This window comes from Variovorax sp. SPNA7 (assembly GCF_033807855.1).
Taxonomy (GTDB): Bacteria; Pseudomonadota; Gammaproteobacteria; order Burkholderiales; family Burkholderiaceae_C; genus Variovorax; species Variovorax beijingensis.
In genome coordinates, this window is record NZ_CP138513.1 from 932,526 (window position 1) to 957,155 (window position 24,630).

Sequence of the window (24,630 nt, forward strand, 5' to 3'; positions counted from 1 at the left end):
ACCATGGCCCTCATTCCCGCCACCATCCTCACCGGCTTCCTGGGCTCGGGCAAGACCACGCTGCTCAAGCGCATCCTGACCGAGGCCCATGGCCAGAAGATCGCGGTGATCGAAAACGAGTTCGGCGAAGAGAACATCGACAGCGACATCCTCGTGACCGAGTCGAAGGAGCAGATCATCCAGATGAGCAACGGCTGCGTCTGCTGCACCATCCGCGAAGACCTGCGCGAGGCGCTGCAGCTGCTGGCCGCCAAGAAGCGCCAGGGCCTGCTCGACTTCGACCGCGTGGTGATCGAGACTACCGGCCTGGCCGACCCCGGTCCGGTGGCGCAGACCTTCTTCATGGACGACGAGATCGCCGAGAGCTACCTGCTCGACTCGATCCTGACGCTGGTCGACGCCAAGCATGCGCCGCAGCAGCTCAACGACCGCCAGGAGGCGCGCCGCCAGGTAGGCTTTGCCGACCAGATCTTCATCAGCAAGAGCGAGCTGGTGTCGGCCGAGGAGACCGATGCGCTCATTCACCGCCTCAAGCACATGAACCCGCGCGCGCCGCAGCAGAAGGCGCATTTCGGCGACGTGCCGCTCAAGGACATCTTCGACCTGCGCGGCTTCAACCTGAACGCCAAGCTCGACATCGACCCCGACTTCCTCAAGGAAGAAGAAGAGCATCACGACCATGACCATGCGCATGGCGAGCATTGCGACCACCCCTCGCACAAGCACGAGGGCCACGGCCACCATCACCACACCGACGACGACGTCAAGAGCTTCGTCTACAAGGCCGACCGTCCCTTCGACCCCGCCAAGCTGGAAGACTTCCTGGGCGCCATCGTCAACATCTACGGCCCGCGCATGCTGCGCTACAAGGGCGTGCTGAACATGAAGGGCACCGAGCGCAAGGTGATCTTCCAGGGCGTGCACCAGCTGATGGGCAGCGACCTGGGCCCGGAGTGGGGCAAGGACGAAGCCCGCCAGAGCCGCATGGTGTTCATCGGCATCGAGCTGCCGCGCGAAATTCTCGAGCAGGGGCTCGAGCAGTGCCTGGTCTGAGGCCCTGACTTGCTCCTTCCCCCGCTGGGGGAAGGTGGGGATGGGGGCAGGCCTCCGATCAGGCGCCGTGCTTTTTTTGGGCTGTCGTGCCCCCACCCCGGCCCTCCCCCGAAGGGGAGGGAGGAATTACCGGCCCGGCGCGCCCAGCGGCTTGCCGTTGAGCTTCAGGCTGCCTTCGGCGTATTCGATCTGCGCGGTGACGTCATCGCCCTCGCGCTTGACGAAGCCCTTTTCCTCGCCTTGCTCGACCAGCCCTGCCATCATTTCGGGCGGCGGCGTCTGGCCGCTGTCGGCGCCGGCGGCGGCCATCTGCTCCAGCCACTGCATCGGCAGCCGCGCGCTGGCCTTGAGCACGCCGCGCTTCATGAGCAGCGCCATGCCGGGCGCCTGCAGGTCTTCGTCGGTGACGCCAGCCATGCCGGCCGTGTAGCTGAGTTCGCCGCGCTTGCCGCCGATTTCGACCAGCATTTTGTCGAGCCCGAATTCGGGGCTGTACTTGGCCATGGCCTTGAGGTCGGGTGCCAGTTGGTCGAACAGCACCTTCATTGCCGCCTGCGAGGCCTTGTTGCCGCCCTTGCCGCAGCCGTTTGCGGCGCTCGACTGCATCCAGGCATCGGCCAGCTTCTTGTAGCCGGCGGCGTGGATGCGGCGTCCGCCGCTGCTCATCTCGAACTTGTCGATCTTCGTCTCGCCGATCTTGCCGGTGCCCTTGACCGTGCCGGTCGATGCGTAGAGCCCGTTTTCGATGGTGGCTTCGGCGAGCATGTCGATGTTCTGCAGCAGCACCGCCGGCAGGGCCTTGCCTTCGCCGCCCGCGGCGCCGCCCAGGCCCTTGGGAGCCGCGAATTCGAGGCTGTCGAGCCGGGCCTCGGTCTTGCCCGTGGCCAGGATCCAGCCCTCGCTCTTGTCCATGTCGGCCTTGCCGGCCAGCTTGCCCATCTTGAGCGTGGCGCCGGTGCGCGCATCGGTGACATCAAGCCCCGGCATCGCCAGTTCGTAGCGCACGTGGGTGCGGGCGCCGTTCATCTCGAAGCGGACCTGCGCGCCCTGCCAGGCGAAGCGGGCCTTGCCTTCCTCGGCCAGGCTGGCGGGCGCCACCGCCAGGTCGGTGGCGTAGGCGCCGTCGAACGCCACCTTGGTGTGCGCCGTCAGGGGCTTGGCCTTGCCGAAGATCTGCTCGGCCTTGGCCTGGCCCTTCACGTCGAGCACCAGTTCGCTGTCGATGGTGGCCGCCGCCAGCGTGCCACCGGCCAGCGGGCCGTGGCGGATGGTGTCGCGGAAGGTGATGCGCACCGCCTTGAACGGCGTGGCGGCTTCTTCCTCTTCTTCATCCTCTTCCTCGCCGGGCTTGGCGGCAGGCACCTGCGCCGCGGCGGCGGCATCGGCTGCGCAGCCGAGCTCGATCGTCACGGTGCTGACGGCGCCGAAGAAGCCGCGTTCGTAGCTGCGCTCGACCACGCGGACCAGCGCAGTCTGCTTCGGCACCTCGTCCAGCGCGGCCTCGTAGCTGGACTTTACTTTTGCGCCGGCCAACCACGTGCCGCCGCCATAGGCAAGTGCGATGGCCGCAGCCAGCGTGCCCAGAACTGCTTTTTTGCTCAAGATTGATTTCTCTTTTGTATGAATGAGATCGACCTGCACCGCTCCCCCGGCGATTCCGGCAGGTCTTGCTGCCCCCTCCGGCAACGCCGGCGATGCTACCGGAGGCAAGGGGTTGCAGCCACATCACCCTTCGATTCGAGTTCTCTATACAATCGCGCGCCTGTTCCGGCAGCCACGCCTTCGTCCGATGGACGGGATGTGGCTGGCGGTGCGGGGCGCCGCAGGTTCCTGGCGGGCTTTCGGGGGTATAACCCCGGGGTTCGCCACTGCGAGCACTCCGACGAGTGGAGCCCGCGCGGCCTGAAACCCGCGGTGGTTCCCTTGGGAGGAGACACCCAGTGAAAGCGCGTTCCAGTTCGTTCAAGGAGCCAGTCACCGTGAAGAAACCCGCCGCCAAGGCTACGCCAGCAACCAAGCCCCCCGCCAAGAAAGCGGTGGCTGCAAAGCCGGCTGTACCCGCGGCAAAAAAGAGTTCTTCCGCTGCAAAGGCCCCGGCCACGAAACCAAAAAGCGCTCCAAAGAAGCCAGCAACGCCATCGGCCAAGGCCGCGACCGTTGCAAAGAAGCCCGTCAAGCCTGCAAAGTCTGCTGCGCCGCCGGTGGCATCCGCCCCGGACAAGAGTGCAACCAAAACTGCAGTTGCGGGTCAACTGCCATCCAAAACCGTCGGCCGCACTGCTGCCGTTCCTTCTGCCCCTCCGATCCCAATGAAAAAAACGGCTGCCGCCTCTTCTTCCGCCACGGCGACACCTTCGATGCCCGCTCAGACCGCTGCACCCGCCCCCGCGCGAGGTGGCCGCGTGTCCCGGCTGTCGCAGCTGACCGTGCCTTCCATGCCGCAATCGGTGGCTTCCACCGCGGCCAAGTCCTCCTTCTCGCAGGCACCTTCCAATGCGCTGGTGCCGCCGCCTCCGGTCGCGGTGAAAAAGGACCCGAAGCTCGCCAACAACTGGAAAGCCAAGTCGGCTGCCGAGTTGACCGATGCCGAGGTGATCGCCATGCCGGACTCCGAGTACATGAATGAAAAGCAGATGGCGTTCTTCCGCCTGAAGCTCGTCGAACTCAAGCGCGGCATTCTCGAAAACGCCGGCGAAACCACCGAGCACCTGCGCGAAGACACCGTGGTGGTGCCCGATCCGGCCGACCGCGCGACCATCGAGGAAGAGCACGCGCTCGAACTGCGCACGCGCGACCGCGAACGCAAGCTGCTCAAGAAGATCGAGCAGTCGATCCAGCGCATCGATGCCGGCGACTACGGCTACTGCGACGAAACCGGTGAACCCATCGGCGTCGGCCGCCTGCTGGCGCGTCCCACCGCCACGCTGTCGCTCGAAGCGCAGCAGCGCCGCGAACTCAAGCAGAAGATGTTCGGAGACTGAGCGAGCGGCCGAAGAAGAGAACCTGTTCGCCTCGAAACCTCGTCGATGCCAAAGGAAGAGTCGGGCCGCCTTTTTTCCAAGGTGGCGAAGTTCGTCCGCAATCCGCTCAAGGATTGGTCCGAGCTGAATGCGACTGCGGATTCCACGCTGCCCGAGCAGGCCTACAGCCGCGAAATGCTCAAGGAGATGATCGAGCGGCGCCAGCGCAACGATTTCGTTCGCCGGCGCGAGTTCGACATGCTGCGCAAGCTTCGCCAGCGCGAAGCCGCCGCCCATGCCTTCGAAGGAACGGTCACGCCGTCTTCGTTCAACCTGAACAGCACCACGGAAAAATCCGAGGGACGCGCGCTCACGCTCAAGAAGATCGACGAGATCGAGGAGCAGATGTCGCAGCAGTGGTGGAAGGGCCGCGGCCCCAACGGCGAGGTGCTGTCCAATGCACCGCCCGATGCCGGCGCCGAAACCCTGCCGCCGCCCGTGGACGCAGCCGAGCTGGCCAGCCTGCTGGCCGCGCCGGCCTACGGCCCTGCGCCGGCGCCTGCCGTCGTGCCGGCACCGGCCGTGGTTGCGGCGGCTGCGCCTGCGGCGCCCGCTGCGGGCGGTCCGGCGGCCAGCGGCACCTCGCTGCTGTCGGCACGGCTCGCGCGCGACGGCGCGCTCGAGGAAGCCGTGATCCGCTTCGCGCACGGCGACGATGCCGGCGCCGAGGCCATTCTTCTCCAGGCCCTGGCCTCCGAAAGCGCAGCAGCCGAGGGCGACCACGCCACCGTCGAGCGCGACGACGCGCGCTGGCGCGCGTTGTTCGACCTGTACCGCGCCACCGGCGATGCCGCCAGGTTTGCCGCGGCGCGCATGCGCTATGCACAGCGCATGAAGCGCATGGGGCCCGACTGGGTTTCGCTCGACGAACTGGCGCGCAGCGTGAAGGCGGTGGCCGCCAGCGAACTCGCAGAACTGGCGCCGGCCGGCGCCGACTGGGCCAGCCCGGCACGCCTGGCCCGCGATGGCCTGATCCAGCTCACGCGGGCGTTGTCGCAGGCCGGCTCGGTCTGGACGCTCGACTGGCGCGCGCTGGTTGCCATCGAGGCCGATGCCGCCGCGCCGCTGCGCGTGCTGTTTGCGCACTGGGCCGATTCGCCGGTCCAGCTGCGCTTCATCGGCGCCGCGAAACTGCTGGCCGTGCTGGCCGAGGCCACGCCCAACAACGAGCGCGGCACGCCGGACGTCTGGTGGCAGCTGCACCTGGCTGCGCTGCGCATGATGAACATGCCCGACGACTTCGAGCTGGTGGCGCTCAACTACTGCATCACCTACGAGGTGTCGCCGCCGGCCTGGCAAGACCCCAAGGGCGCCTGCACTTCGGTGGCCGCACCGGCGGCAAGCCATTCGAGCTCCGTGTGGTCGCTGCTCTCGGTCCATGGCGAATCGGAGAGCTTCCCCACCACCGACACCGGCTTTGCCGCGCTGGCCGGCGATCTGCGCGGCGAGGCGCATTCGAGCCTGCAACGGCTGGACACCGACCTGCGCAACACCACGGCGCCCGTCATCTCGTGCGCCGCGCTGCTGCGCATGGACCTGGCCGCGGCCGGCACGCTGCTCGGCTGGGTGCGGGCGCGCGACGCCCAGGGCGAGCGCGTCCAGTTCGTGGACGCCCACCGCCTGATCGCGGTGCTGTTCGACCTGGTCGGCATCGCCGACCATGCGACGGTGGCGCTGCGCAAGAACTAGGGCGCCCTGGCGCCCTGCACATTCGGTAGCAGCCGCGGGCTTGCATTGCCCCCGGGCATCCCCAGATGGCTTCGATGGAACAGTTTCACGGCACCACCATCGTGAGCGTGCGCCGCAAGACCCCCCAGGGCGACCAAGTCGCCATCGGCGGGGACGGGCAGGTCACTCTCGGCAATATCGTCATCAAGGGCACCGCACGCAAGGTGCGGCGGCTCTATCACGGCAAGGTGCTCGCGGGCTTTGCCGGCGCCACGGCTGACGCCTTCACGCTCTTCGAGCGCTTCGAGGCCAAGCTGGAAAAGCACCAGGGGCACCTCACCCGCGCCGCCGTCGAACTCACCAAGGACTGGCGCACCGACCGTGTGCTGCGCAAGCTCGAGGCCATGCTGGCCGTGGCCGACGCCACCACCTCGCTCATCATCACCGGCAACGGCGACGTGCTGGAGCCCGAAGACGGCGTGATCGCCATCGGCTCGGGCGGCGCCTATGCGCAGTCGGCCGCCAAGGCGCTGATCGACAACACGGACCTCACGGCCGAGCAAATTGTGCGCAAATCACTGGCGATAGCCGGTGAAATCTGCATTTACACGAACATGAACCACACGGTGGAAGCACTCTGACCATGTCCATGACCCCGCAGGAAATCGTCTCCGAGCTCGACAACCACATCGTCGGTCAGCCCGCCGCCAAGCGCGCCGTGGCCATTGCGCTGCGCAACCGCTGGCGCCGCCAGCAGGTCGAGGAGAAGCTGCGCACCGAGATCACGCCCAAGAACATCCTCATGATCGGCCCCACGGGCGTGGGCAAGACCGAGATCGCGCGCCGCCTGGCGCGCCTGGCGGACGCGCCGTTCATCAAGGTCGAGGCCACCAAGTTCACCGAGGTGGGCTATGTCGGCAAGGACGTCGACTCGATCATTCGCGACCTGGCAGAAATCGCCGTCAAGCAGACGCGCGAGGCCGAAAGCGCCAAGGTGCGCGCCCGCGCCGAGGACGCCGCCGAAGACCGCATCCTCGACGTGCTGCTGCCGCCTGCGCGCGGTGCCGAGGGCGCCACGCCGGCGCTGGACGGCCCCAACCCCACCCGGCAGGCCTTCCGCAAGAAGCTGCGAGAGCACCAGCTCGACGACAAGGAAATCGAGCTCGACCTGGCCGAAGCCCGCGCGCCGCTCGAGATCATGGGTCCGGCCGGCATGGAGGAAATGACCGAGCAGTTGCGCGGCATGTTCGGCCAGCTCGGCGGCGGCAAGCGCAAGACGCGCAAACTCAAGATCGCCGAGGCGATGCGCCTGCTGATCGACGAGGAAGCAGCCAAGCTGGTCAACGAGGACGAGATCCGCGCGCAGGCCATCACCAACGCCGAGCAGAACGGCATCGTCTTCATCGACGAGATCGACAAGGTCGCCACGCGCAGCGAAGCCCAGGGCTCCGACGTGTCGCGCCAGGGCGTGCAGCGCGACCTGCTGCCGCTGGTCGAGGGCACGGCCGTGAGCACCAAGTACGGCGTGGTGCGCACCGACCACATGCTCTTCATCGCGAGCGGCGCCTTCCACCTGAGCAAGCCCAGCGACCTCATTCCCGAGCTGCAGGGGCGCTTTCCGATCCGCGTCGAGCTGCAGTCGCTTTCGGTGTCCGATTTTGAGAGCATCCTCACGCAGACCCGCGCCTCGCTCGTGAAGCAGTACCAGGCGCTGCTCGCCACCGAGGGCGTCACGCTCGAATTCACGCCCGAAGGCGTGAACCGCCTGGCCACCATTGCGTACGAGGTCAACGAGCGCACCGAGAACATCGGCGCACGCCGTTTGTCGACCGTGATGGAGCGTTTGCTGGATGAGGTAAGCTTCGACGCGACCCGCATCGAGGGCCAGACCATCCGCATCGATGCCGCTTATGTCGACGAGCGCCTTGCGGCACTAAGTCACGACGAAGATCTTTCGCGCTTCATCCTCTGAAGCCGCTTTGCGGCCCCTGTAACGGCGGCCGCGCTTCACGCATCACATTCACTGCGTGAGCTAAGTGCTTAATTCTCAACGAAATTCGCCGATTTCCAGGTTTGGAAATCGGCGCTAAGTCGTTGATTCCATTACAAAAAATACCACCAACGGCCAGTTGCGTCCGAAGTGTTTCCTGCTACAGTGCAAAAAAGTGCAGTTAAGTGGGAAAAAGTGCGGATGGTGCCTCTTTCAGGTGCCCCGGCATTCCCAACACAGGGGTTCTGGTCGTGTTTCAAGGCGCTTCATCGCTCAGTCTGGATGCCAAGGGGCGGCTCTCCGTGCCGACCCGGCATCGCGACGTCCTGAGCGCCACGGCGGGCGGCCAGCTCACGATCACCAAGCACCCGCACGGCTGCCTCATGGTGTTCCCGCGTCCCGAGTGGGAGAAATTCAGGGAGCGCATCGCCGCGCTGCCGATGTCGGCACAGTGGTGGAAGCGCGTCTTCCTCGGCAACGCCATGGACGTGGAGATGGACGGCACCGGGCGCATCCTGGTGTCGCCCGAACTGCGTGCCGCCACGGGCATCGTGCGCGACACGCTGCTCCTGGGCATGGGCAACCACTTCGAGCTCTGGGACAAGGCGACCTACGAGGCCAAGGAGGCCGAGGCCACCCAGGGCGAGATGCCGGATGTGTTTCAGGACTTCGCGTTCTGAGGACCGACGTGAACACTCCATGGACCCATACGACCGTCTTGCTGAACGAAGCGGTGGAAGCCCTTCTTTCCGGCAGCACGGCAGCCACCGGCACCTATGTGGATGCGACCTTCGGGCGCGGAGGGCATGCGCGCGCGATCCTCGCGCGGCTGGCACCGGAAGGCAGGCTGATCGCATTCGACAAGGATGCGGAAGCGGTGGCCGAAGCAGCGCGCATCTCGGATGCGCGTTTTTCCATCCGGCACCAGGGATTCCGTTCGCTGGGCGAATTGCCCGATGCCAGCGTGGCGGGTGTGCTGATGGACCTGGGCGTGAGTTCGCCGCAAATCGACAACCCGGTGCGCGGCTTCAGTTTTCGTTTCGACGGCCCGCTCGACATGCGCATGGACACCACGCGCGGCGAGAGCGTGGCCGATTGGCTGGCAACGGCCGAACTCCAGCAGATTGCAGAGGTGATCCGTGACTATGGCGAAGAACGGTTTGCTGTTCAGATTGCAAAGGCGATTGTTGCTCGCCGACAAGAACGGGGCGCAATTTCAACCACCACCGAACTGGCCGAGCTCGTGGCTGGCACGGTCAAAACCCGCGAGCCGGGCCAGAACCCTGCAACGCGCACATTTCAGGCTTTTCGGATTTTCATCAACGCCGAGCTTGAAGAGCTGCAACAGGCGCTAGAGGCGAGCCTTTCCGTGCTGCAACCCGGAGGCCGGCTCGCGGTGATCAGCTTCCATTCGCTGGAAGACCGCATCGTGAAGCAGTTCATCGCCAGGCACTCGAAGGAGGTGTACGACCGCCGCGCGCCGTTCGCCGCCCCGAAGGCCATGAAGCTGCGCGCGCTCGAGCGCATCAAGCCATCCGACGCCGAAGTGCACGGCAACCCGCGCTCGCGCAGCGCGATCCTGCGCGTGGCCGAGCGCACCCAGGAAGTTTGACGTGGCGCGCCTCAACCTGCTCCTGCTGCTCGCGGTGGTCGCCTCCGCGCTCTACCTCGTGCACACGCAGTACCTGTCGCGCCAGCTCTACACCGAGCTCGACCGCACCCAGCAGGAAGCCCGCCGGCTCGAGCTCGACCACGACCGGCTGCAGGTGGAAAAGCGCGCGCAGGCCACGCCGCTGCGCGTGGAGAAGCTGGCCAAGGAGCAGTTGCAGATGCGCACCACCACGCCGGCCATCACGCAGTACGTGCGGCCCGACGGCACGGTGATTCCGGCCGTGGTGGCGCCGCCGCCCGCGCCGCCCGCAACCCCGGCGCCCAAGCCGGTCGCGAGGACCCAGCGATGAGCCGCCGCAGCGTCCGATATACCACCAGCCCCTTGCTTGCGAGCAAGACGCCGGTCTGGCGCAGCAAGTTCATCGTCGCCGGCATCGCCTTCGGCTTCGTGGTGCTGGCGGGCCGGGCTGCCTACGTGCAGGTGTTCAACAACAGCTTCTTCCAGCGGCAGGGCGAAGTGCGCTTTGCGCGCACGCTCGAGCTGCCGGCCAACCGCGGACGCATCCTCGACCGCAACGGGCTGATCCTCGCGTCCAGCGTGGTGGCGCCGAGCATCTGGGCCATTCCGGAAGACATCGAGCGCGACGACCCCGAGGTGCGGGCCAAGCTCAAGCAGGTGGCCAAGCTGCTCGAGATGCCGCAGAAGGACTTCGACAAGAAGCTCGAGGACGAGGACAAGACCTTCGTCTGGATCAAGCGCCAGGTCGACGAGCCCATTGCCAAGCAGATTGCCGCGCTCAACCTCAAGGGCATCTACCAGCGCAAGGAATACAAGCGCCAGTACCCCGAGGGCGAGGCCGCGGCGCACGTGGTGGGCTTCACCAATGTCGAGGACAACGGGCAGGAAGGCATCGAGCTTTCCTTCAACAAGGACCTGGCCGGCAAGGCCGGGTCGCGCCGCGTCATCAAGGACCGCCTGGGCCGCGTGGTCGAGGGCGTGGGCGAACAGGTGCCGCCGGTCGACGGCAAGGACATCCAGCTCAGCGTCGACAGCAAGGTGCAGTTCTTCGCCTACCAGAAGCTGCGCGACGCCGTGACCGCGCGCCGTGCCAAGGCCGGCAGCGTCGTGGTGCTGGACGCGGTCACCGGCGAGGTGCTGGCGCTGGCCAACTACCCGAGCTACGTGCCCGACAAGCGGCAGAACCTCACGGGCGAACAGCTGCGCAACCGCGCGCTCACCGACACCTTCGAGCCCGGCTCGACCATGAAGCCGATCACCGTGGCCATGGCGCTGGAGGCCGGCCGCGTGAAGCCCTCGACGCTGATCGAGACTTCGCCGGGCCGCTTCCAGCTGGGCGGCTTCACCATCAGCGACACGCACAACTACGGCACGCTCACGGTCGAGGGCGTGATCCAGAAGTCGAGCAACGTAGGCGCGCTCAAGATCGCGCAGAAGATGACCCCGCACGAGATGTGGGACACCTACACCGCGCTCGGCTACGGCCAGAAGCCGCAGATCCAGTTCCCCGGCGCGGTCACGGGTCGCCTGCGCCCGTGGAAGACCTGGAAGCCGGTCGAGCAGGCCACCATGGCCTATGGCTACGGCCTGTCGGCGTCGCTGTTCCAGATGGCGCATTCGTACACCGCCTTCGCGCACGACGGCGCCATCATTCCGGTCACCATCCTCAAGAACACCGAGTCGCCCGTGGGCGTGCGCGTGTTCTCGCCGTCGAACGCGCTGGCGGTGCGCAAGATGCTGCAGATGGCGGCGGGCCCGGGCGGCACCGGCACGCGCGCGCAGACCATCGGCTACTCGGTCGGCGGCAAGTCGGGCACCGCGCACAAGCAGGTTGGCAAAGGTTACGCGAGCAACAAATATCGCGCGTGGTTCACCGGCATGGCGCCGATCGAAAAGCCGCGCATCATCGTCGGCGTGATGATCGACGAGCCGAGCGACGGCCAGTACTTCGGCGGCGTGGCCGCCGCGCCCGTTTTCAGCGAGGTCGTGCAGCAGACCCTGCGCATGATGAACGTTCCGCCCGACCTCGCGGTCAAACCGCTGGTGGTGACGCAAGGCGTCGACGAGAGCTTCTGAGCATGCTGACACTCACTTCCCCTCAACACGCCGCGCTCTGGCTCAAGGAGCGCGTGCAGGGCGCGCTGCATGCGGACAGCCGGCCGGTGGGTGCGGGCGACGGCTTCATTGCCTGGCCCGGCGCCGCCACCGATGGGCGCAGGCACGTGGCTTCGGCACTGGCGCAGGGCGCCGCGGCCTGCCTGGTCGAGCACCAGGGCGTCGAGGCCTTCGGCTTCGATGGCGACGACCGCATTGCAAGCTACCCCGGGCTCAAGGCCGCCACCGGCCCGATCGCATCGGCCTTCTACGACAACCCGTCGGCCGCGCTCGACGTGCTGGCCGTGACCGGCACCAACGGCAAGACCTCCACCGCTTGGTGGCTCGCCGAATCGCTCTCCACGCTGGCCGTGCCGGGCGGCGTCCGCGCGCCGCGGCTGGACGGCAGCACCGAACGCGGCCTGCCTTCGCCCTGCGCGGTGATGGGCACGCTGGGCATCGGCGTGCCGCCGGAGCTCGTCTACACCGGCCTCACCACGCCCGACCCGGTGATGATGCAGCGCGAACTGCGCGCGCTGGTCGAGCGCGGCTTCGGCGCCTGCGCCATCGAGGCCTCGTCGATCGGCATCGCCGAACGCCGGCTCGACGGCACGCGCATTGCGGTGGCCGTGTTCACCAACTTCACGCAGGACCATCTCGACTACCACGGCAGCATGGATGCCTACTGGCAGGCCAAGGCCGAGCTGTTCCGCTGGCCCGGGCTGCGCGCCGCAGTGATCAACATCGACGACGTGCATGGGGCCAGCCTGTGCGCGAACCTGCTCGAGGCCGGCATCGGCGCGCTCGACGTCTGGACCGTGTCGGCTGCCGGCGCGCCGGCGCGGCTCATGGCGCGCGACGTCGGCTACGACGCGCAGGGCCTGCGGTTCTCGGTGGCCGAGCACGACAACGACGCCGTGGAGCGCATGTCGACCAGCCTGATCGGGCAGTACAACGTGGCCAACCTGCTGGGCGTGCTCGGCACGCTGCGGGCGCTGGGACTGTCGCTCGCGCAGGCCGTGGCGGCCTGCGCCAGGCTCACCAGCGTGCCGGGCCGCATGGAGCGCGTGGGCGCCGCCGAGGCGAATGCGGCTGCGCCGCTGGCCGTGGTCGACTACGCCCACACGCCCGACGCCCTCGACAAGGCGCTGGCCGGCCTGCGCCCGCTCGCGCAGCAGCGTGGCGGCGCGCTCTGGTGCGTGTTCGGCTGCGGCGGCGACCGCGATCCGATCAAGCGCCCGATGATGGCCGCCGTGGCCGAGCGCCAGGCCGACCGCGTGATCCTGACCAGCGACAACCCGCGCAGCGAAAACCCCGACGCGATCATCAGCCAGGTGCTGCTCGGCCTCGCACGTCCCGAAGCGGCCCAGGTGCAGCCCGACCGCGCGGCTGCCATTGCCGACGCCATCGCGCAGGCGGCGCCGCAGGACGTGGTGCTGATTGCCGGCAAGGGCCATGAAGCCTGGCAGGAAATCGCCGGCCAGCGCATTCCGTTCTCGGACCGGGTCCATGCGCTCGATGCACTCACCCAGCGAGGTGCCGCATGAGCCATTCGCCGCTGATGTTCACACTGGCCCAGGCGCAGCAATGGATCCCGGGCGCACGCCTGGTGGGCGACGGCGCCACCACCATTGCCCGCGTCCATACCGACACCCGCACGCTCGCCGAGGGCGACCTGTTCGTGGCGCTCAAGGGCGAACGCTTCGACGCCAACGAATTCCTGGCCGATGCCAAGGCGCGGGGCGCCGTCGCCGCCATTGCGCACGGCGGCCTGGAAGCGGCCGGCCTGGCGGGCCTCGAGGTGCCCGATTCGCTGGCCGCGCTCGGCGCGCTCGGCGCCGGCTGGCGCGCGCAGTTCGACCTGCCGCTGATCGCCGTGACGGGCAGCAACGGCAAGACCACCGTCACGCAGATGATCGCGGCCGTGCTGGTTGCCTTCAGGGGCGATCGCGCACTCGCGACGGCCGGCAACTTCAACAACGAGATCGGCGTTCCGCTCACGCTGCTGCGCCTGCGTGCGAAGCACCAGCATGCGGTGGTCGAGCTGGGCATGAACCACCCGGGCGAGATCGCACGGCTCGCGGCCATCGCGCGCCCGACCATCGCGCTGGTCAACAACGCCCAGCGCGAGCACCTGGAGTTCATGGCCACCGTCGAGGCGGTGGCGCTCGAGAACGGTGCGGTGTTTTCCTTCGTGCCGGAGGGCGGCACCGCGGTGTTCCCGCACGGCGACGAGTTCACTCCGCTGTGGAACGACATGGCGCGCGACGGCGCCATGCGCCGCTGCATGAGCTTCGGCGAGCAGGAAGACGCCGACATTTCCCTGGTGGGCGCCGAATGGCAGCAGGGCGCATGGCAGGTCCGCATCCGCACGCCGCTCGGCGACTTCGACGCGCAGCTGCACATCGCGGGCCGCCACAACGTCGTCAATGCGCTGGCGGCCACCGCGTGCGCGCTGGCAGCCGGCATTCCGCCCGAGACCATTGCGCGCGGCCTCACGGCCTTCGAGCCGGTCAAGGGCCGCTCCAAGGCGAGCCAGGTGGTGCTGCCCGGCGGGCATTCGCTCACGCTGGTGGACGACAGCTACAACGCCAATCCCGATTCCATGCGCGCGGCGATCGACGTGCTCGCGGCGCTGCCCGGCCCGCGCCTGCTGGTGCTCGGCGACATGGGCGAGGTCGGCAACCGCGCGCCCGAATTCCATGCCGAGGTCGGCGACTGGGCGCGGCAGCGCGGCATCGAGGCCGTATACGCGCTGGGCGCCGAAACCGCGCACAGCATTGCCGCCTTCGATGGCGGCGACAACGGCCGCCACTTCCAGGACATCGATGCGCTCGGCACCGCGGTGCTGGCGCGGCTGCCCCAGGTGGGGAGTGTGCTCGTCAAGGGCTCGCGCTTCATGAAGATGGAGCGCGTGGTGCAGGCGATCGAGCAATCACGACAACAACAAAAGGAGGCCGGTCATGACGCATGAGCCGCGCGACACCACATGCTGATGAGCCTGGCCCAATGGCTGCAAACACTTTCGCCCGAGTTCGGGTTCCTGCGCGTTTTCCAGTACCTCACCTTCCGTGCGCTGATGGCTGCGCTGACGGCGCTGGTGGTCGGCCTGGTGGCCGGGCCCTACGTGATCCGCCGCCTGGCCGCGCTCAAGATCGGCCAGCCGATTCGCGGCTACGGCATGGAAACGCACCTGACCAAGAGCGGCACGCCCACCATGGGCGGCGTGCTGGTGCTGTTCGCCATTGCCTTCGCCACGCTGATGTGGTTCGACCCCTCCAACCGCTTCGTGTGGATCGTGCTGTGGGTCACGCTGGGCTTCGGTGCCATCGGCTGGGTCGACGACTGGCGCAAGGTGGTGCGCAAGGACCCGGAGGGCATGCGCTCGCGCGAAAAGTATTTCTGGCAATCGGTGGTCGGCCTGATCGCGGGCTTCTACCTGCTCTTCAGCATCTCGGAAAGCTCGAACTGGCGCGTGCTGCAGCTGTTCTTCGCCTGGGTGCAGTCGGGCTTCGACCTGGACTTTCCGCCCAAGATCAACTTGCTGGTGCCCTTCTTCAAGGAAGTGAGCTATCCGCTCGGCGGCATCGGCTTCGTGATCCTCACGTACCTGGTGATCGTGGGCGCGAGCAATGCGGTCAACCTGACCGACGGCCTGGACGGCCTGGCGATCATGCCGGTGGTGATGGTCGGTTCGGCACTGGGCGTGTTCGCCTACGTGACGGGCAGCGCGGTGTATTCCAAGTACCTGCTGTTCCCCAACATCCCGGGCTCGGGCGAACTGCTGGTGTTCTGCTCGGCCATGGCCGGCGCGGGCCTCGCGTTCCTCTGGTTCAACACCCATCCGGCGCAGGTCTTCATGGGCGACGTGGGCGCGCTGGCGCTCGGCGGCGCGCTGGGCACCATCGCGGTCATCGTGCGCCAGGAGATCGTGTTCTTCATCATGGGCGGCATCTTCGTGGTCGAGGCGATCTCGGTGATGGCGCAGGTCATGTACTTCAAGTACACCAAGAAGCGCTACGGCGAAGGCCGCCGCGTGCTCAAGATGGCGCCGCTGCACCACCACTTCGAAAAGAGCGGCTGGCGCGAGACGCAGGTCGTGGTGCGCTTCTGGATCATCACGATGCTGCTGTGCCTCATCGGCCTGTCGACGCTGAAGCTGCGGTAACGGAACCATGCGGCACTTGAAAGACCTCCCCGTTTTGATCCTCGGCCTCGGTGCGTCCGGGCTGGCGATGGCGCGCTGGTGCGCGCGCCACGGCGCGGTCGTCACGGTGGCCGACACGCGAGAGGCGCCGGCGCTGCTTGCGACGCTGCGGGCGGAGTGGCCGGAAGTGGCGTTCATCGGCGGGCCGTTCTCGGCCGCGCTGATCGAGGGCACGCCGATCCGCGCCGTGTACCGCTCGCCGGGGCTGTCGCCCGCCACCATCGCGCCGGTCGTCGATGCGGCGCGGGCCGTGGGGCTCGCGGTCGGCGGCGAACTGGATCTGTTTGCGCGCGCGCTGCTGGACCTGCGGACCGTCGAAGTGCCGGTGGTCGAAGCGGCGCCTGAAGTGCCGGAAGAAGAGCCTGCGGTGGAGGTGCCGGCGGAGCCCGTCGCGGAGCCCGAAGCGCAAGGCGAATTGCCGCTCGGTGGTGAACCGGCGGAAGCTGCGGACGCCACGGCACCGGAAGAGCCGGCAACGACCGAGACACCGGAAGCGGTCGAGCCCGTCGCCGATGCCGCTGCCGATGCGGCAGAAGCCGAACCCGCACCGCCCGCCGCGCAGGCCGAAGCCATGCCGCGCGACCCGTCGTTGAGCGTTCCCGCCACGCCGCCGCCCGAAGAAGAACAACAGTCGGCGCAGGAGCAGACACCCGCGGCCGAGACGCAGGATGCGCCCGCGCCAGCGCCAGCCTCCGCCACCGTGTCGCGCCTGCCGACCCCCGGCCAGGCCTACGTCCCCACGGCCGCCAGGGAGGCCGCCGAATTCGTCGCGAAGATCGCCGAACTCTCCGCCACCAACCCGGCCTCCGCCGCGGTCGAGGAAGAAGACACACCGCAGCTCAAGCTCGTGCCGATCGAGGAGCCGCCGGCGCCCAAGGGCTACACGCCCGCGGTGCTCGCCGTCACCGGCACCAACGGCAAGACCACCGTCACCGCGCTCACCGGCCAGCTGGTCGAGCGTGCGGGCAAGAGCGTGGCCGTGGCCGGCAACATCGGCCCCACGCTGCTCGACACCCTGGCCGCGCACATCGATGCCGAGACGCTGCCCGATGTCTGGGTGCTCGAACTCTCGAGCTTCCAGCTCGACGGCGTGCAGGGCTTCGAGCCGACCGCCGCCACCGTGCTCAACCTCACGCAGGACCATCTCGACTGGCACGGCGACATGCCGCATTACGCCGCGGCCAAGGCGCGCATCTTCGGCACGCAGGGCCTCATGGTGCTCAACCGCGACGACTCCGGCGTGATGGCCATGCTGCCTCCGCCCGTCAAGGTGAAGCTGCAGCGCCCGCAGGTCCGCGCCCATGTCACCTTCGGCGCCGCGATGCCGCAGCGCCCCGGCGACTACGGCATCGAGCGCGTCAACGGCATGGCCTGGCTGGTGCGCGCGCTCGAAGCCGACGAAACGCAGAAGCGCAAGCGCGGCGCGGTGGTCGAGGAAGAGATCTTCCTGCAGCGCCTGCTGCCCGCCGACGTGCTGCGTATCCGCGGCCGCCACAACGCGATGAACGCGCTCGCGGCGCTTGCGCTGGCCAGCGCCGCCGGCTGCCCGCTGGGGCCGATGCTCTACGGCCTGCGCGAATACCGCGGCGAGCCGCACCGCGTGGAACCGATCGCCATCGTCGACGAGGTCGAGTACTTCGACGACAGCAAGGGCACCAATGTCGGCGCGACGGTCGCTGCCCTCAACGGCCTGGGTGAAGACCGCCGCGTGGTCGTCATTCTTGGCGGCGAGGGCAAGGGCCAGGACTTCGAGCCGCTGGCCGCCCCCGTGGCGCAGTACGCGCGCGCCGTGGTGCTCATCGGCCGCGATGCGCCGCTGATCGAGCAGGCGCTGGCCGCCACCGGCGCTTCGCTGATGCATGCGGGCTCGATGCAGGAGGCCGTCAAGCTGGCCGCCGCGCGCGCCAACCCCGGCGATGCCGTGCTGCTGTCACCGGCATGTGCGAGCTTCGACATGTTCAAGGACTACGAGCACCGTGCGGCCGTGTTCCGCGAGGCCGTGCAGACGCTCGAGGACGACCCGCGCGGGGCCGCCTCGTCGTCGAACGATGCCGATTTTTCTTCGGGAGGTCCGGTTTGAACACCACGGCCGCAGGCGCCACGCCCAACGCGAAGACCAGCCGTTTCGGCGGCTGGTTCAGCCGCGCGCGCAGCGGCATCGACTCGCTGCCCGTGCACCTGCCGGTGCGGCTGGGCGGCGCCGGCGTCACGCAGACCAAGGCCGCGCCGATGCGCGTGCTGGGCTTCGACCAGGCGCTGGTCTGGGTCACCGTCGCGCTGCTCACCTGGGGCCTGGTGATGGTGTATTCGGCCTCCATCGCGCTGCCGGACAACCCGCGCTTCGCACGTGCGGGCTACAGCGCGTCGTTCTTCCTCACGCGGCACGCGGCTTCGGTGGTGTTCGCGGTCGTCGCGGCGCTGCTGGCCTTCCAGATTCCGATGAAGACCTGGGAGCGCGCCGCACCCTGGCTCTTCGTGGCCTCGCTGCTGCTGCTGGTGGCGGTGCTCATTCCGCACATCGGCATCAACGTCAACGGCGCGCGGCGCTGGCTGCCGCTGGGCTTCATGCGCTTCCAGCCGTCCGAGCTCGCCAAGCTGGCGATGGTGCTCTATGCCGCCAGCTACATGGTGCGCAAGATGGAGATCAAGGAGCGCTTCTTCCGCGCCGTGCTGCCGATGGGCGTGGCGGTGGTGGTGGTCGGCATGCTGGTGATGGCCGAGCCCGACATGGGCGCGTTCATGGTGATTGCCGTGATTGCGATGGGCATCCTGTTCCTCGGCGGCGTGAACGCGCGCATGTTCTTCGTGATTGCGGCGCTGGTGGTGGTGGCCTTCGGCACCATCGTCGCCACCAGCTCGTGGCGCCGCGAGCGCATCTTCGCGTACCTCGATCCGTGGAGCGAGGAGCATGCGCTGGGCAAGGGCTACCAGCTGTCGCACTCGCTGATCGCCATCGGCCGCGGCGAGATCTTCGGCGTCGGCCTGGGCGGCAGCGTCGAGAAGCTGCACTGGCTGCCCGAGGCGCACACCGACTTCCTGCTCGCGGTGATCGGCGAGGAGTTCGGCCTGGTCGGCGTGCTGCTGATCATCGGCATGTTCCTCTGGCTGACGCGCCGCGTCATGCACATCGGCCGCCAGGCGATTGCGCTGGACCGCGTGTTCTCCGGCCTCGTGGCGCAGGGCGTGGGCGTGTGGATCGGCTTCCAGGCCTTCATCAACATGGGCGTGAACCTCGGCGCGCTGCCGACCAAGGGGCTGACTTTGCCGCTGATGAGCTTTGGCGGCTCGGCCATCCTGATGAACCTGGTGGCGCTGGCGGTGGTGCTGCGCATCGATTACGAGAATCGTGTGTTGATGCGGGGAGGGCGCATATGACCGGCCGCACCGCACTCGTCATGGCCGGCGGCACCGGCGGCCACATCTTTCCGGGGCTCGCGGTGGCCGAGGCGCTGCGCGAGCGCGGCTGGCGCGTGCACTGGCTGGGCGCGCCCGGCAGCATGGAAGAAAAGCTCGTGCCGCCGCGCGGCTTCGCCTTCGAGCCGGTTGAGTTCGGCGGCGTGCGCGGCAAGGGGCCGCTCACGCTGTTCCTGCTGCCGCTGCGGCTCTTGCGCGCGTTCTGGCAGAGCATTGGCGTGGTGCGCCGCGTGCAGCCCGACGTCGTGGTGGGCCTGGGCGGCTACATCACCTTTCCGGGTGGAATGATGAGCGTGCTGCTCAACAAGCCGCTGGTGCTGCATGAGCAGAACTCGGTGGCCGGCCTTGCCAACAAGGTGCTGGCGGGTGTGGCCGACCGCGTGTTCACGGCTTTCCCCAATGTGCTGAAGAAGGCGCAATGGGTGGGCAATCCGCTGCGCGCGGCGTTCACCTCGCAACCCGAGCCGGCCGTGCGCTTTGCGGGCCGCAGCGGTCCGCTGCGGCTGCTGGTGGTTGGCGGCAGCCTGGGGGCCAAGGCACTCAACGCCGTGGTGCCGCAGGCGCTGGCGCGCATCGAGCCGGCCACGCGCCCGCAGGTGCTGCACCAGAGCGGCGCCAAGCAGATCGACGAGCTGCGCGCCAACTACGCGGCAGCCGGCGTCGAGGGCGAACTCACGCCCTTCATCGAAGACACCGCGCAGGCCTATGCCGACGCCGACATCATCGTCGCGCGCGCCGGGGCCAGCACCGTGACAGAAATCGCGGCCGTCGGCGCAGCAGCGCTGTTCGTGCCTTTTCCCTCGGCGGTCGACGACCACCAGACCACCAACGCGCGCTTCCTCGTCGACGCGGGCGGCGGATGGCTGGTGCAGCAGACCGACCTCACTCCTGAATTGCTGGCTGATTTGCTACAGAAAACCGAGCGCACCGCGCTGATCGACAAGGCCGCCAAGGCCAAGACCATGCAGAAGACCGAAGCAGTGGAAGCGGTCGTCCGCGCCTGCGAGGAGCTTGCAAGATGAAGCACGCGATTCGTCACATCCATTTCGTGGGCATCGGCGGCTCGGGCATGAGCGGCATCGCCGAGGTGCTGTTCAACCTCGGCTACCGCATCACCGGTTCCGACCTGGCCGACAGCGCCACCTTGCGCCGGCTCGCGGGCCTGGGCATCGGCACCTTCGTGGGCCACGCCGCCGCGCACATCGACGGCGCGGATGCGGTCGTCACGTCCACCGCGGTGCAGTCGGACAACCCCGAGGTGCTGGCCGCGCGCGAGAAGCGCATTCCGGTGGTGCCGCGCGCGCTGATGCTGGCCGAGCTGATGCGGCTCAAGCAGGGCATCGCGATTGCGGGCACGCACGGCAAGACCACCACCACCAGCCTGGTGGCGAGCGTGCTCGATGCGGCCGGGCTCGACCCGACCTTCGTGATCGGCGGGCGCCTCAACAGTGCCGGCGCCAATGCGCAACTCGGCAGCGGCGACTACATCGTGGTGGAGGCCGACGAGTCGGACGCCTCGTTCCTGAACCTGCTGCCCGTCATGGCGGTGGTCACGAACATCGACGCCGACCACATGGAAACCTACGGGCACGACTTCGCGAAGCTCAAGAAGGCTTTTGTCGACTTCCTGCATCGCATGCCGTTCTATGGCGTGGCGATCCTGTGCACCGACGATCCGGCGGTGCGCGACATCGTGGCCGAAGTCACCTGCCCGGTGACGAGCTACGGCTTCGGCGAAGAAGCCCAGGTGCGCGCGGTCGATGTGCGCGCGGTGGGCGGCCAGATGCATTTCACGGCGCAGCGGCGCAATGGCGTCACGCTGCCCGACCTGCCCATCGTGCTGAACCTGCCGGGCGAGCACAACGTGCGCAATGCGCTTTCGGTGATCGCGGTGGCGGTGGAGCTCGGCATTCCCGACGAGGCGGTGCAGCGCGGCCTGGCCGGCTTCAAGGGCGTGGGCCGCCGCTTCCAGAGCTATGGCGAGGTGGCCGTGCAGGGCCAGCCGGCCGGCAGCTTCACCGTGATCGACGACTACGGCCACCACCCGGTCGAGATGGCCGCGACCATTGCCGCCGCGCGCGGCGCGTTCCCGGGGCGCCGGCTGATGCTGGCTTTCCAGCCGCACCGCTACACCCGCACGCGCGACTGCTTCGAGGATTTCGTCAAGGTCATCGGCAACGCCGACGCGGTGCTGCTGGGCGAGGTCTATGCCGCGGGCGAGCCGCCCATCGTGGCGGCGGACGGCCGCACGCTGGCGCGCGCCCTGCGCGTGGCCGGCAAGGTGGAGCCGGTGTTCGTGGACGACATCGGCGCCATGCCGCAAGCCATTCTGGACAACGCGCGCGCCGGCGACGTGGTGCTTTGCATGGGCGCGGGCTCCATCGGCGCCGTGCCAGGCAAGGTGGTTGAAATTGCAGCCGCGGCATCGCTGCCGCCAACAACGCGCACCAGGCGCAAGGGGGAGGCATCATGAGCCTTCAGGATCCAAAGCAATTCGGCAAGGTGGCCGTGCTGTTCGGCGGAAGCTCCGCCGAGCGCGAAATCTCGCTCTTGTCCGGCAACGGCGTGCTCGGAGCGCTGCGCTCGCGCGGTGTCGATGCGCATGCCTTCGACCCCGCCGAGCGCGACCTCGTCGAGCTGCGGCGCGAGGGTTTCGCGCGCTGCTTCATCGCGCTGCATGGCCGGCATGGCGAAGACGGCACGGTGCAGGGCGCGCTTGAGCTGCTCGGCATTCCCTACACCGGCTCGGGCGTGATGGCTTCGAGCGTGGCCATGGACAAGGTCATGACCAAGCGCATCTGGCAGGCCGACGGCCTGCCGACGCCCAGGTACGTGCGCCTGGCCTTCGACCAGCAAAGCCGCGAGCAGGTCCGCGCCGTGCCCGACGTGCTGGGCCTGCCGCTGATCGTGAAGCCGCCGCGCGAAGGTTCGTCGATCGGCGTGACCAAGGTCGAGGGCTATTCGCAGATGCAGGATGCGGTGGCGCTGTCGGCCAGGTACGACGCCGACGTGCTGTGCGAGGAATTCATCGAAGGCGAGGAAGTGACCTGCGCCGTGCTCGGCCAGGGGCTCGATGCGCATGCGCTGCCGGTGGTGCGCATTGCCGCACCCGAAGGCGCCTACGACTACCAGAACAAGTACTTCACCGACGACGTGAAGTACCACTGCCCGAGCGGCCTGCCCGAGGCCGAGGAGCACGAGATCCAGCGCATCACGCTGGCCGCGTACCACACGCTCGGCTGCCGCGGCTGGGGCCGCGCCGACGTGATGATCCGCGCGAGCGACCGCAAGCCTTTCCTGCTCGAGATGAACACCTCGCCCGGCATGACCAGCCATTCGCTGGTGCCCATGTCGGCGCGCGCATCGGGCATTGCCTACGAAGACCTGTGCCTGCGCGTGCTGGCCTCGGCGTCGCTGGATGCCGCGGGGGGAGCGCAATAGCCATGGCGGAAAGCATTCCAGTGCCCTTCGACGTCAAGCTCATGAACATCGTCTCGAACCTGGCGTTCGTGGTGGTGGCGCTCATGCTGCTGGCGGCGGGCGCATGGTGGGTGCTGCGCCAGCCGTTCTTTCCCATCGGCGGCATCAAGGTCGACGGCGACGTGACGCACAACAACGCCGTGACGCTGCGCGCCAACGTCGCGCCGCAGCTCGCGGGCAACTTTTTCACCGTCGACCTGGCGCGTGCGAGAACCGCTTTCGAGTCGGTGCCCTGGGTGCGCAAGGCGGTGGTGCGGCGCGAGTTCCCGAACAAGCTGCGCGTGACGCTGACCGAGCAGGTGCCGGTGGCCAACTGGGGCGACGAGGCCGGCTCGAAGCTGATCAACGGCTTCGGCGAGGTGTTCGAAGCCAACGTGGCCGAGGTCGACGACCGGCTGCCGCGGCTCGACGGTCCCATCGAGCAGGCCGGGCAGGTGCTTGGCATGTACCGCGTGATTGCGCCGCTGTTCCCGCCCTACGACTTCAGCGTGGAAGAACTCACGCTGTCGAGCCGGGGCAGCTGGAAGGCGGTGCTGGACACCGGCGCCCAGATCGAGCTGGGCCGCGGCCAGGCCGAGGAAGTGACGGCGCGCACGCAGCGTTTCCTGAAGACCGTGACCCAGGTCGCGGGCCAGTACCGCCGCACCGCGGCGGACGTCGAGGGGGCCGACCTGCGGCACAACGACGCCTATGCGCTGCGTCTTCGCGGCGTCACCACGGTCGTTGCCGACCCCAAGACCAAGAAGAAATAGATAGCGAATACCGAGGACATTCAATGCCCAAAGAATACAAAGACCTGGTTGTCGGACTCGACATCGGAACCGCCAAGGTGATGGTGGTGGTGGCCGAGGTGCTGCCCGGCGGCGAACTCAAGCTCGCGGGGCTCGGCATCGCGCCGAGCAACGGCCTCAAGCGCGGCGTGGTGGTGAACATCGACGCCACGGTGCAGAGCATCCAGCAGGCCTTGAAGGAGGCTGAGCTGATGGCCGACTGCAAGATCAGCCGCGTCTACACCGGCATCACCGGCAGCCACATCCGCGGCATCAATTCGAGCGGCATGGTGGCGGTGAAGGACAAGGAAGTCACGCCCGCCGACGTGGCCCGCGTGGTGGAAACCGCGCGCGCCATCAACATCTCGAGCGACCAGCGCCTGTTGCTGGTGGAGCCGCAGGAGTTCGTGATCGACGGCCAGGACGTGAAGGAGCCGATCGGCATGAGCGGCATGCGGCTCGAAGCCAAGGTGCACATCGTGACCGGTGCGCAGAGCGCGGCCGAGAACATCATCAAGTGCGTGCGCCGCTGCGGCCTGGAAGTCGACCAGCTGATGCTCAACCCGCTGGCCTCGAGCCAGGCGGTGCTGACCGAGGATGAGCGCGAGCTCGGCGTGGTGCTGGTGGACATCGGCGCGGGCACCACCGACGTGGCCATCTTCACCAACGGCGCGATCCGCCACACGGCGGTGATCCCGATCGCGGGCGACCTGATCACGAGCGACATCGCGATGGCGCTGCGCACGCCCACCAAGGACGCGGAAGACATCAAGGTCGAGAGCGGCTACGCCAAGCAGCTGCTGGCCGACCCCGACCAGCAGGTCGAGGTGCCCGGCCTGGGCGACCGCGGCCCGCGCATGCTGAGCAAGCAGGCGCTGGCCGGCGTGATCGAGCCGCGCATCGAGGAGATCTTCTCGCTGGTGCAGCAGGTGGTGCGCGAGTCGGGCTACGAAGAGGTGCTGTCCTCGGGCGTGGTGCTCACGGGCGGCAGCGCCGTGATGCCCGGCATGGTCGAGCTCGGCGAGGACATCTTCCTGAAGCCGGTGCGCCGCGGTATTCCGAAGTATTCGAGCGCGCTCTCCGACATGGTGGCGCAGCCGCGCGCGGCCACCGTGATGGGCCTGCTCGAAGAAGCCCGCTTCGCACGCATGCGCGGCTTCAAGGTCGCGCAGAAGAACGGATCCGTAAAGACTGCGTTCGGACGTTTCAAGGACTTCATCGTGGGGAACTTCTGACCATGAACCACTCCCCACTCTGGCTCGCACGCGGCGGTCCGCCCTTGCATTTCAACGAGCGATGGCGGC

20 protein-coding genes are annotated in these 24,630 nt (G+C 68.0%); 19 read left to right on the forward strand and 1 reads right to left on the reverse strand.

All coding sequences use genetic code 11. The features are described from left to right. The first annotated feature begins 3 nt into the window (after window positions 1-3). Window positions 4-1,053, forward strand: coding sequence for a CobW family GTP-binding protein (locus RZE77_RS04170; RefSeq protein ID WP_319440825.1), 1,050 nt, complete (start codon window positions 4-6; stop codon window positions 1,051-1,053). A gap of 126 nt (window positions 1,054-1,179) precedes the next feature. Here the strand turns inward: RZE77_RS04170 and RZE77_RS04175 are convergent, their stop codons facing one another. Continuing rightward, window positions 1,180-2,655, reverse strand: a complete 1,476-nt coding sequence (locus RZE77_RS04175) for a YdgA family protein (RefSeq protein ID WP_319440826.1) — start codon at window positions 2,653-2,655, stop codon at window positions 1,180-1,182. A gap of 755 nt (window positions 2,656-3,410) precedes the next feature. On the opposite strand from RZE77_RS04175, the gene dksA reads away from it, so the two are divergent. The 18 genes from dksA (at window position 3,411) to ftsA (ending at window position 24,561) form a co-directional block, all read left to right on the forward strand. Further along, a complete protein-coding gene (gene dksA / locus RZE77_RS04180) occupies window positions 3,411-4,034 on the forward strand; it encodes an RNA polymerase-binding protein DksA (protein ID WP_012746056.1) in 624 nt (207 codons plus the stop codon). Window positions 4,035-4,079: 45 nt separating this feature from the next. After that, window positions 4,080-5,762: an STAS domain-containing protein gene (locus RZE77_RS04185; RefSeq protein ID WP_319440827.1), complete on the forward strand. Its 1,683-nt coding sequence runs from the start codon at window positions 4,080-4,082 to the stop codon at window positions 5,760-5,762. A gap of 74 nt (window positions 5,763-5,836) precedes the next feature. Further along, a complete protein-coding gene (hslV, locus tag RZE77_RS04190; RefSeq protein ID WP_026283873.1) occupies window positions 5,837-6,382 on the forward strand; it encodes an ATP-dependent protease subunit HslV in 546 nt (181 codons plus the stop codon). Window positions 6,383-6,384: 2 nt separating this feature from the next. Then, entirely contained in the window at window positions 6,385-7,713 is a 1,329-nt protein-coding gene (gene hslU / locus RZE77_RS04195; protein WP_319440828.1) for an ATP-dependent protease ATPase subunit HslU, read from the forward strand. 269 nt (window positions 7,714-7,982) lie between these two features. Next, the gene (gene mraZ, locus RZE77_RS04200; protein ID WP_012746060.1) at window positions 7,983-8,411 is read left to right on the forward strand and encodes a division/cell wall cluster transcriptional repressor MraZ; all 429 of its coding nucleotides are present in this window, start codon (window positions 7,983-7,985) and stop codon (window positions 8,409-8,411) included. A gap of 8 nt (window positions 8,412-8,419) precedes the next feature. Next, entirely contained in the window at window positions 8,420-9,343 is a 924-nt protein-coding gene (gene rsmH / locus RZE77_RS04205; RefSeq protein ID WP_018903640.1) for a 16S rRNA (cytosine(1402)-N(4))-methyltransferase RsmH, read from the forward strand. Window position 9,344: 1 nt separating this feature from the next. Continuing rightward, window positions 9,345-9,692, forward strand: coding sequence for a cell division protein FtsL (gene ftsL, locus RZE77_RS04210; protein ID WP_012746062.1), 348 nt, complete (start codon window positions 9,345-9,347; stop codon window positions 9,690-9,692). After that, window positions 9,689-11,437 carry a peptidoglycan D,D-transpeptidase FtsI family protein gene (locus RZE77_RS04215; RefSeq protein ID WP_047786126.1) on the forward strand — a complete coding sequence of 583 codons (1,749 nt, stop codon included), beginning with the start codon at window positions 9,689-9,691 and terminating at the stop codon, window positions 11,435-11,437. The genes ftsL and RZE77_RS04215 overlap by 4 nt, the downstream gene beginning before the upstream one ends. Window positions 11,438-11,439: 2 nt before the next feature. Next, a complete protein-coding gene (locus tag RZE77_RS04220) occupies window positions 11,440-13,002 on the forward strand; it encodes a UDP-N-acetylmuramoyl-L-alanyl-D-glutamate--2,6-diaminopimelate ligase (protein WP_319440829.1) in 1,563 nt (520 codons plus the stop codon). Next, window positions 12,999-14,429 carry a UDP-N-acetylmuramoyl-tripeptide--D-alanyl-D-alanine ligase gene (locus RZE77_RS04225; protein WP_319440830.1) on the forward strand — a complete coding sequence of 477 codons (1,431 nt, stop codon included), beginning with the start codon at window positions 12,999-13,001 and terminating at the stop codon, window positions 14,427-14,429. The genes RZE77_RS04220 and RZE77_RS04225 overlap by 4 nt, the downstream gene beginning before the upstream one ends. Window positions 14,430-14,444: 15 nt before the next feature. Beyond that, the gene (gene mraY, locus RZE77_RS04230; RefSeq protein WP_319440831.1) at window positions 14,445-15,623 is read left to right on the forward strand and encodes a phospho-N-acetylmuramoyl-pentapeptide-transferase; all 1,179 of its coding nucleotides are present in this window, start codon (window positions 14,445-14,447) and stop codon (window positions 15,621-15,623) included. A 7-nt stretch (window positions 15,624-15,630) separates the two neighbouring features. Continuing rightward, window positions 15,631-17,742, forward strand: coding sequence for a UDP-N-acetylmuramoyl-L-alanine--D-glutamate ligase (gene murD, locus RZE77_RS04235; RefSeq protein WP_319440832.1), 2,112 nt, complete (start codon window positions 15,631-15,633; stop codon window positions 17,740-17,742). After that, entirely contained in the window at window positions 17,739-19,037 is a 1,299-nt protein-coding gene (gene ftsW, locus RZE77_RS04240; RefSeq protein WP_319440833.1) for a putative lipid II flippase FtsW, read from the forward strand. Before murD ends, ftsW begins: the two co-directional genes overlap by 4 nt. Beyond that, window positions 19,034-20,098, forward strand: coding sequence for an undecaprenyldiphospho-muramoylpentapeptide beta-N-acetylglucosaminyltransferase (gene murG / locus RZE77_RS04245; protein WP_319440834.1), 1,065 nt, complete (start codon window positions 19,034-19,036; stop codon window positions 20,096-20,098). Before ftsW ends, murG begins: the two co-directional genes overlap by 4 nt. Further along, a complete protein-coding gene (gene murC / locus RZE77_RS04250) occupies window positions 20,095-21,549 on the forward strand; it encodes a UDP-N-acetylmuramate--L-alanine ligase (RefSeq protein ID WP_319440835.1) in 1,455 nt (484 codons plus the stop codon). Before murG ends, murC begins: the two co-directional genes overlap by 4 nt. Further along, window positions 21,546-22,517, forward strand: a complete 972-nt coding sequence (locus RZE77_RS04255; RefSeq protein ID WP_319440836.1) for a D-alanine--D-alanine ligase — start codon at window positions 21,546-21,548, stop codon at window positions 22,515-22,517. The genes murC and RZE77_RS04255 overlap by 4 nt, the downstream gene beginning before the upstream one ends. A gap of 2 nt (window positions 22,518-22,519) precedes the next feature. Next, window positions 22,520-23,308 carry a cell division protein FtsQ/DivIB gene (locus tag RZE77_RS04260; RefSeq protein WP_319440837.1) on the forward strand — a complete coding sequence of 263 codons (789 nt, stop codon included), beginning with the start codon at window positions 22,520-22,522 and terminating at the stop codon, window positions 23,306-23,308. Window positions 23,309-23,331: 23 nt separating this feature from the next. Then, entirely contained in the window at window positions 23,332-24,561 is a 1,230-nt protein-coding gene (gene ftsA, locus RZE77_RS04265; protein ID WP_013539446.1) for a cell division protein FtsA, read from the forward strand. Window positions 24,562-24,630 lie beyond the last annotated feature (69 nt).

Bases quoted from the DNA above. Each gene is read 5' to 3' on its own strand.
- RZE77_RS04170 (WP_319440825.1), top strand. From the start codon at position 4: ATGGCCCTCATTCCCGCCACCATCCTCACCGGCTTCCTGGGCTCGGGC.
- dksA (WP_012746056.1), top strand. From the start codon at position 3,411: ATGCCCGCTCAGACCGCTGCACCCGCCCCCGCGCGAGGTGGCCGCGTG.
- RZE77_RS04185 (WP_319440827.1), top strand. From the start codon at position 4,080: ATGCCAAAGGAAGAGTCGGGCCGCCTTTTTTCCAAGGTGGCGAAGTTC.
- hslV (WP_026283873.1), top strand. From the start codon at position 5,837: ATGGAACAGTTTCACGGCACCACCATCGTGAGCGTGCGCCGCAAGACC.
- hslU (WP_319440828.1), top strand. From the start codon at position 6,385: ATGTCCATGACCCCGCAGGAAATCGTCTCCGAGCTCGACAACCACATC.
- RZE77_RS04215 (WP_047786126.1), top strand. From the start codon at position 9,689: ATGAGCCGCCGCAGCGTCCGATATACCACCAGCCCCTTGCTTGCGAGC.
- RZE77_RS04220 (WP_319440829.1), top strand. From the start codon at position 11,440: ATGCTGACACTCACTTCCCCTCAACACGCCGCGCTCTGGCTCAAGGAG.
- RZE77_RS04225 (WP_319440830.1), top strand. From the start codon at position 12,999: ATGAGCCATTCGCCGCTGATGTTCACACTGGCCCAGGCGCAGCAATGG.
- mraY (WP_319440831.1), top strand. From the start codon at position 14,445: ATGCTGATGAGCCTGGCCCAATGGCTGCAAACACTTTCGCCCGAGTTC.
- murD (WP_319440832.1), top strand. From the start codon at position 15,631: ATGCGGCACTTGAAAGACCTCCCCGTTTTGATCCTCGGCCTCGGTGCG.
- murG (WP_319440834.1), top strand. From the start codon at position 19,034: ATGACCGGCCGCACCGCACTCGTCATGGCCGGCGGCACCGGCGGCCAC.
- murC (WP_319440835.1), top strand. From the start codon at position 20,095: ATGAAGCACGCGATTCGTCACATCCATTTCGTGGGCATCGGCGGCTCG.
- RZE77_RS04255 (WP_319440836.1), top strand. From the start codon at position 21,546: ATGAGCCTTCAGGATCCAAAGCAATTCGGCAAGGTGGCCGTGCTGTTC.
- RZE77_RS04260 (WP_319440837.1), top strand. From the start codon at position 22,520: ATGGCGGAAAGCATTCCAGTGCCCTTCGACGTCAAGCTCATGAACATC.
- ftsA (WP_013539446.1), top strand. From the start codon at position 23,332: ATGCCCAAAGAATACAAAGACCTGGTTGTCGGACTCGACATCGGAACC.